This is a genomic window from Isoptericola sp. NPDC060257 (assembly GCF_042726645.1).
Taxonomy (GTDB): Bacteria; Actinomycetota; Actinomycetes; order Actinomycetales; family Cellulomonadaceae; genus Isoptericola; species Isoptericola nanjingensis.
In genome coordinates this window covers 1-6,069 of sequence record NZ_JBHXAW010000269.1, presented here as the reverse complement: position 1 = coordinate 6,069, position 6,069 = coordinate 1, and the positions used below count along the sequence as shown (strand labels likewise).

5 protein-coding genes are annotated in these 6,069 nt (G+C 74.0%); 4 read left to right on the top strand and 1 reads right to left on the bottom strand.

Annotated elements, in window-relative coordinates; all coding sequences use genetic code 11:
- From ACFWEK_RS17710 to ACFWEK_RS17695, 4 genes are all read left to right on the top strand, one after another.
- The coding region (locus ACFWEK_RS17710) for an MFS transporter (protein ID WP_430554879.1) at positions 1-1,345 on the top strand (1,345 nt) is incomplete at its 5' end.
- A gap of 8 nt (positions 1,346-1,353) precedes the next feature.
- A complete protein-coding gene (locus ACFWEK_RS17705) occupies positions 1,354-3,045 on the top strand; it encodes an FAD-dependent monooxygenase (protein ID WP_430554878.1) in 1,692 nt (563 codons plus the stop codon).
- Between the two features lie 34 nt (positions 3,046-3,079).
- On the top strand, positions 3,080-4,240 hold the full coding sequence (locus tag ACFWEK_RS17700; protein WP_430554877.1) for a tyrosine-type recombinase/integrase: 1,161 nt from the start codon (positions 3,080-3,082) through the stop codon (positions 4,238-4,240).
- Positions 4,241-4,254: 14 nt separating this feature from the next.
- Complete coding sequence (locus ACFWEK_RS17695) at positions 4,255-5,532, top strand: phosphatidylserine/phosphatidylglycerophosphate/cardiolipin synthase family protein (protein WP_430554876.1); 1,278 nt, start codon at positions 4,255-4,257, stop codon at positions 5,530-5,532.
- A 28-nt stretch (positions 5,533-5,560) separates the two neighbouring features.
- On the opposite strand, the gene ACFWEK_RS17690 is transcribed toward ACFWEK_RS17695, so the two are convergent.
- A partial coding sequence (locus tag ACFWEK_RS17690; RefSeq protein WP_430554875.1) for a MerR family transcriptional regulator occupies positions 5,561-6,069 on the bottom strand: 509 nt, incomplete at its 5' end.

Below are 6,069 nucleotides of genomic sequence, written 5' to 3'. Positions count from 1 at the left end.
GCCCACGGGGCCCGTCGTCCCGAGCGAGTCGCTCCGCACCCCGCAGATGCGACGCATCCTCGCGTCGAGCTTCCTCGGGAGCGCGATCGAGTTCTACGACTTCATGCTCTACGCGAGCGCGTCGGCGATCGTCTTCAGCAAGGTGTTCTTCGCCGGCCTGGACCCGGCCCTGGCGACCGTCGCGTCGTTCGGGACGCTGGCCGCGGGCTACGTCGCGCGGCCGCTCGGGGGGATCGTCTTCGGCCACTTCGGCGACCGTATCGGCCGCAAGGGAGTCCTGGTCACGACGATGCTCATGATGGGCACCGCGACCGCTCTCATCGGGGTGCTCCCCGGGTACGCGCAGGTCGGCGTCGCGGCGCCGCTCCTGCTCGTGGCGCTGCGCCTGGTACAGGGCTTCGCGGTGGGTGGCGAGTGGGGCGGGGCGATGCTCATCGCCCTCGAGCACGCGCCGGGCGGCAAGCGGGGGTTCGCGGCCTCGTTCGCGAACCTCGGCGCGCCCGCGGGGTCGATCCTCTCGGCGGGGATGCTCGGCCTGTTCACCCTCCTGCCCGAGAACCAGTTCCTCGCGTGGGGGTGGCGCGTGCCCTTCCTGCTGAGCATCGTCCTCGTGCTCGTCGGCCTGTTCGTGCGCCTCAAGGTGGTGGAGAGCCCGCTGTTCCTCCGCTTCGACCAGGAGGCGGAGGACCGTCGGGTGCCGCTGGTGCAGGTGCTGACGCGGTCGCCGTGGGTGCTGGTCCTGGGCACGCTCGTCGCGATGTCGCAGCTGACGATCTCGGGGATGGCCAGCGTCTGGGGGCTGAGCTACGCCACGGCGCACGGGGCCGACCAGACCTTCGCCCTCAACGCCAAGGTGCTGTCCGCGGTGGCGCTCTTCGTCTGCACGATCCTCTCGGCGCGCCTCAGCGACCGGTTCGGGAGGCGACCCGTGATCGCGGTCGGCATCGTCGCCGCGGCGCTGTTCGCGTACCCGCTCGTGATGCTGGTCGCGACGGGTGACAACGTCAGCTTTGCGGTCGCCGTCGTGGGCGGCCAGGCGATCCAGGGCGTCATCCTCGGCCCGCTCGCGGCGTTCCTGGCCGAGCTGTTCCCGACGTCGGTGCGCTTCACCGGGTCGTCCCTGGCGTTCCAGGGCGCGTCCGCGATCGGCGCCGGCTTCACCCCGATCGTCGCCGGGGCGCTCGCGTCGTCCGCCGGTGGGCTCCCGCTGCTGGCGGGCGTCTGGATCGCGGTGCTGGCCGTCTGCGCCGCCGCCCTGCTGCTCGCCCCTGAAGGAAGCAAGCGCGACCTGTCGGCGATCGACGCGACCACAGACCCGACGACCGGCCCCGTCGCCGGAAAGTGAGGACGAGGATGACCCGCTCCCCCGAGCTGCACGTGCCGTACGACGCCGACGTGGTCGTGGTCGGCGGCGGGCCCGTCGGCCTGCTGGTCGCCGCCGACCTCGACGCCCGCGGCGTCACCACGGTCGTCGTCGAGGACCGCCCCTTCCTGGAGCCGCCGAACGTGAAGTGCAACCACGTCTCGGCCCGCACGATGGAGGCGTTCCGCCGTCTCGGGCTCGCCGACGCCGTCCGGGACGCGGGCCTTCCCGCCGACCACCCCCAGGACGTGGCGTTCCGCACCAGCGCGACAGGGATCGAGTTCGGCCGGATCCCGATCCCGTCGGCGGCCGCACGCCGCCGCGGCGACGGGACGGGCCCCGACACGACGTGGGAGACGCCGGAGCCCCCGCACCGCGTGAACCAGCGCTACCTGGAGCCGATCCTGGAGCGTCACGTGGCGGCGCTGCCCCACGTGGACCTGCGCAACGACACCCGGTGCACCGCGGTCGTCCAGGACGACGAGGGCGTGACGGCCACGCTCCGGGGCGCCGGGGACGACGCCGAGGTCACCGTGCGCGCGCGCTACCTCGTCGGTGCCGACGGCGGCCGGTCGCTCGTGCGCAAGAGCATCGGTGCCCGCCTGCACGGGGACCCCGTGCTCCAGCACGTCCAGTCGACCTGCGTCCGTGTCCCCGGGCTGGCGGACCGGGTCGACGCAGACCCCGCGTGGGGGGTGTACGTCTTCAACCCCCGGCGGCAGGGGCACGTCTACGCGATCGACGGACGGGACGTCGTCCTCGTGCACACCTACCTGACCCCCGAGGAGGCCGCGGACGGCTCCGTCGATCGCGACCGCGCCGTCCGCGACATCCTCGGGGTGGCCGACGACGTCGAGTACGAGGTGCTCTCCGAGGAGGACTGGGTCGCCCGCCGCCTCGTCGCGGACGCCTTCCGCGACCGTCGCGTGTTCCTCGCCGGGGACGCCGCGCACCTGTGGGTCCCCTACGGCGGGTACGGCATGAACGCCGGGATCGCCGACGGGCTCAACCTGGCGTGGCTCCTCGGCGCCGTCGTGACCGGGTGGGCCGACGTGTCCGTCCTCGACGCCTACGCCGCGGAACGGCAGCCGATCACCGACCAGGTGTCACGCCTCGCCATGGGGCACCTGCGCAAGATCGGCGCCACCGACCTCCCGGACCACCTCGAGTCGGCCGACGCCGCGGGCGAGGCCGCGCGCCGGGAGCTCGGCGACCTGGCCTACCGCCTCAACGTGCAGCAGTTCGCCGCCGCCGGCCTGAACTTCGGGTACTCCTACACCGGGTCGCCGATCATCGCGCACGACGGGGACGCACCCGACTACACGATGGGCACGTACACCCCGTCGACCGTCCCCGGCGCCCGGCTGCCGCACGTCTGGCTGGGCGACGGGGTCTCCCTCTACGACCGGCTGGGCCCGTGGTACACCCTCGTCGTGGCCGGGCGCTCCGGTCAGCCCGACGCCAGGTGGGAGGACTGGGTGACCGCCGCCCGGTCCGCCGGGCTGCCGATCGAGCCGGTGGTCGTCCCCGACGACCTCGTGCCCGCCTCCTACGCCACCCGGTACGTCATCGCGCGCCAGGACCAGCACGTCGCCTGGCGCGGCGACGTCCTGCCCGACGACCCCTCGGCGCTCGCGGCCCTGCTCGGCGCCGTGCGGGCGCTCGCGGCGGCCGCCGCCTGACGGTCGTGTCGGTGCGCCCGCCTAGCCTGGTCCCGTGGTCGCCCCTCCCCGTCTGAACCGCCTCACGGTGGCCGCGGCCGCCGACCGTTATCTCGCGTCGGTGCAGGTGGAGAGCGTGCGCGGGGTCCTCTCCCCCGCCACGGCGCGCAGCTACGAGCGGGACGTGCGCGAGTTCGCCACCCTGGTCGGCGACGACCGCGTGCTCGACGACGTGACCGGCGAGGACGTCGACGACGCGCTCGTGCGCTACCAGGCCAGCCCGGACGGCCGGTACAGCGACCCAGGGCGCAAGGGCGCCCCCGGGCGTTCGGTCGCCACGGTCAACCGGTTCCGGCAGTCGGTGAGCCGCTTCTTCACGCACGCCGCCCGGCAGTGCTGGGTCCAGGCGGACCCGATGCAGTGGGCGGCGCCGCCCGCCCGCTCCCGCGACCGCCTGCGGGTGGAACGGACGGCGCTGTCGGCGTCGGCGGCGGGCGCCCTGCTGCAGGCGTCGGCGGTGCCCGACCGGCCCGTCACCGCGGCAGGGACCCGGACGCGCGCCGCGCGGTCGGACCAGGCGCTGGCGCTGCGCGACCGCCTGGTCGTCGCGCTGCTCCTCGTGCTCGGCCCGCGGGTGTCGGAGCTGGCCCGCGCGGACGTCGCGGACTTCACGCGCGAGCCCGAGGAGACGCGGTGGCGGATCATCGGCAAGGGCGGGTCGATCCGGACCGTCGCGCTCTCCGCGCCCCTGGCCGCGGCGCTCGAGGAGTACCTGCACGAGCTGCGGCCCCGGCTCGCGACCCGGCGGGCCGACGACCCGGACGCGCAGCGCGCCCTGCTGCTGACCTGGCGCGGCCGTCGCGTGGACACGCAGACGGTGCGGGCCCTGCTCGCGCGCGCCGTCGAGCGGATGCCCGCCCCCTACCGCCGTCCGGCGACGCCCCACGCGTTGCGGCACACCACCGCCACGCTCCTGGTGGCCGAGGGCTGGGACGTCAAGGTCGTCGCGGAGCTGCTCGGGCACCGGTCCATCGCCACCACCGGCGTGTACCTCGACCGGATCGAGGGCGAGCTCGCCGCGGCCATCCGGTCGCACCCGCTCTCCGCCGGCCTCGCCGCACCCGTGTCGACCGCGGCGGAGGCCCCGACAGACCCGGCGGCGGGTGACATCACCGACGTACCCGACAGTTCGGCGCGCGGCGCCGACGCCCCGTGACTACGGTGAGCCTCGTGCCGCCTCGCTTCCCCCGCCTCCGTAGGCCCGTCCGCGTCCAGATCGACTGGCCCGCCCTGCGCCGGTACGCGACCCGCGGCGCGATGCTCGCCGCGGCGGTCCCGGTGGCGGCCGCGGCCACGGTGATGGGGCTCGAGCGGTTCCGCCGCCACCAGTACCCGCTCGACGAGCCGTTCCCCACGGCCCCGCCGTCGTCGACCGAGATCGAGGGCACCAGCGCGACGCTCTACACGTACGGGGCGGACCTCTACGACGCGATGCTCGAGGCGATCCGGGGCGCGCAGCGGGAGATCTTCCTGGAGACGTACATCTGGAAGGACGACGAGGTCGGCCGCCGGTTCAAGCAGGCGCTCGTGGAGGCGGCCGCCCGCGGCGTCGCGGTCTACGTCGTCTACGACGGCTTCGCGAACCTCGTGATCTCCCGGCGCTTCTACGACCTGCCCGGCGTGCACGTGCTCCGCTTCCCCGCGATGCGGCCCGGGCTGCTGATGCTCGACGTGCGGCGCTCGGGCCGCGACCACCGCAAGATCCTCGTCGTCGACGACGAGACCGCGTTCGTCGGCGGGTACAACATCGGCTCCCTCTACGCGACGCAGTGGCGCGACACGCACCTGCGCCTCACGGGCCCGTCGGCGTGGGAGCTGCGGAACGCGTTCGTCGACTTCTGGAACCGGTGGCGCGGGCCGCGCCTGCCGGTCCTGCAGGACGTCGGATCCTCGCTGTGGCTGCCCGAGCTGCGGGCGGCGCGCAACGCGCCCTCGGAGCTGGTCTTCCCCATCCGGGGCATCTACCTCGACGCGATCGACCGCGCCTGCTCGCACGTGTACATCACCCAGGCGTACTTCATCCCCGACGAGGACATCCAGGCGGGGCTGCTCGCGGCCGCGGCGCGCGGCGTCGACGTGCGCGTGCTCGTGCCGGAACGGTCGAACCACGTGGTGGCCGACTGGCTCGCCCGGGGCCACTACTCGACGCTGCTGCGCGGCGGCGTGCGGATCCTCCTCTACCAGGGGGCGATGATCCACGCGAAGACCGCGACCATCGACGGGCGCTGGACCACGGTCGGCACCGCGAACATCGACCGGCTGAGCCTCACGGGAAACTACGAGATCAACCTCGAGGTCGTGGACGACGGTCTCGCCGGGCAGCTCGAGGACGCGTTCCGCATGGACCAGTCGAACTCGCGCGAGCTGACCCTCGCCGAGTGGCAGCGCCGGCACCCGCTCTCGAAGGTCGCCGAGCGGCTCATGTCACCGCTGCGCCCCCTCCTCTGATTCCTCTGAGGGGCGCTACCGCACGCTGTCAGCCCGCGGTGCGGGCGCGGCGCCGGGCGGCGAGCTCGTCGCCCTCGTGCGCGGCGGGCTCCTCGTCCTCGAGGGACTCGGTCGGCATCTCGGACAGGGTGCCCTCGATGTCGCGCCACACGCGGCCGACGGCGATGCCGAACACGCCCTGGCCGCCCTGGACGAGGTCCACGACCTCGTCGGGCGACGTGCACTCGTAGACGGACGCGCCGTCGCTCATGAGCGTGATCTGCGCCAGGTCCTCCACGCCGCGCTCGCGCAGGTGTGTGACGGCGCTGCGGATCTGGTGCAGCGAGACCCCGGTGTCGAGGAGACGCTTGACCACCTTGAGCACGAGGATGTCGCGGAAGCTGTACAGGCGGTGGGTCCCGGAGCCGGTCGCGGGCCGGATGGACGGCTCCACGAGCCCGGTGCGGGCCCAGTAGTCGAGCTGGCGGTAGGTGATCCCCGCGACCCGGCACGCCGTGGTGCCGCGGTACCCGGTGGCGGCGTCCTGCTCCGTGAGGT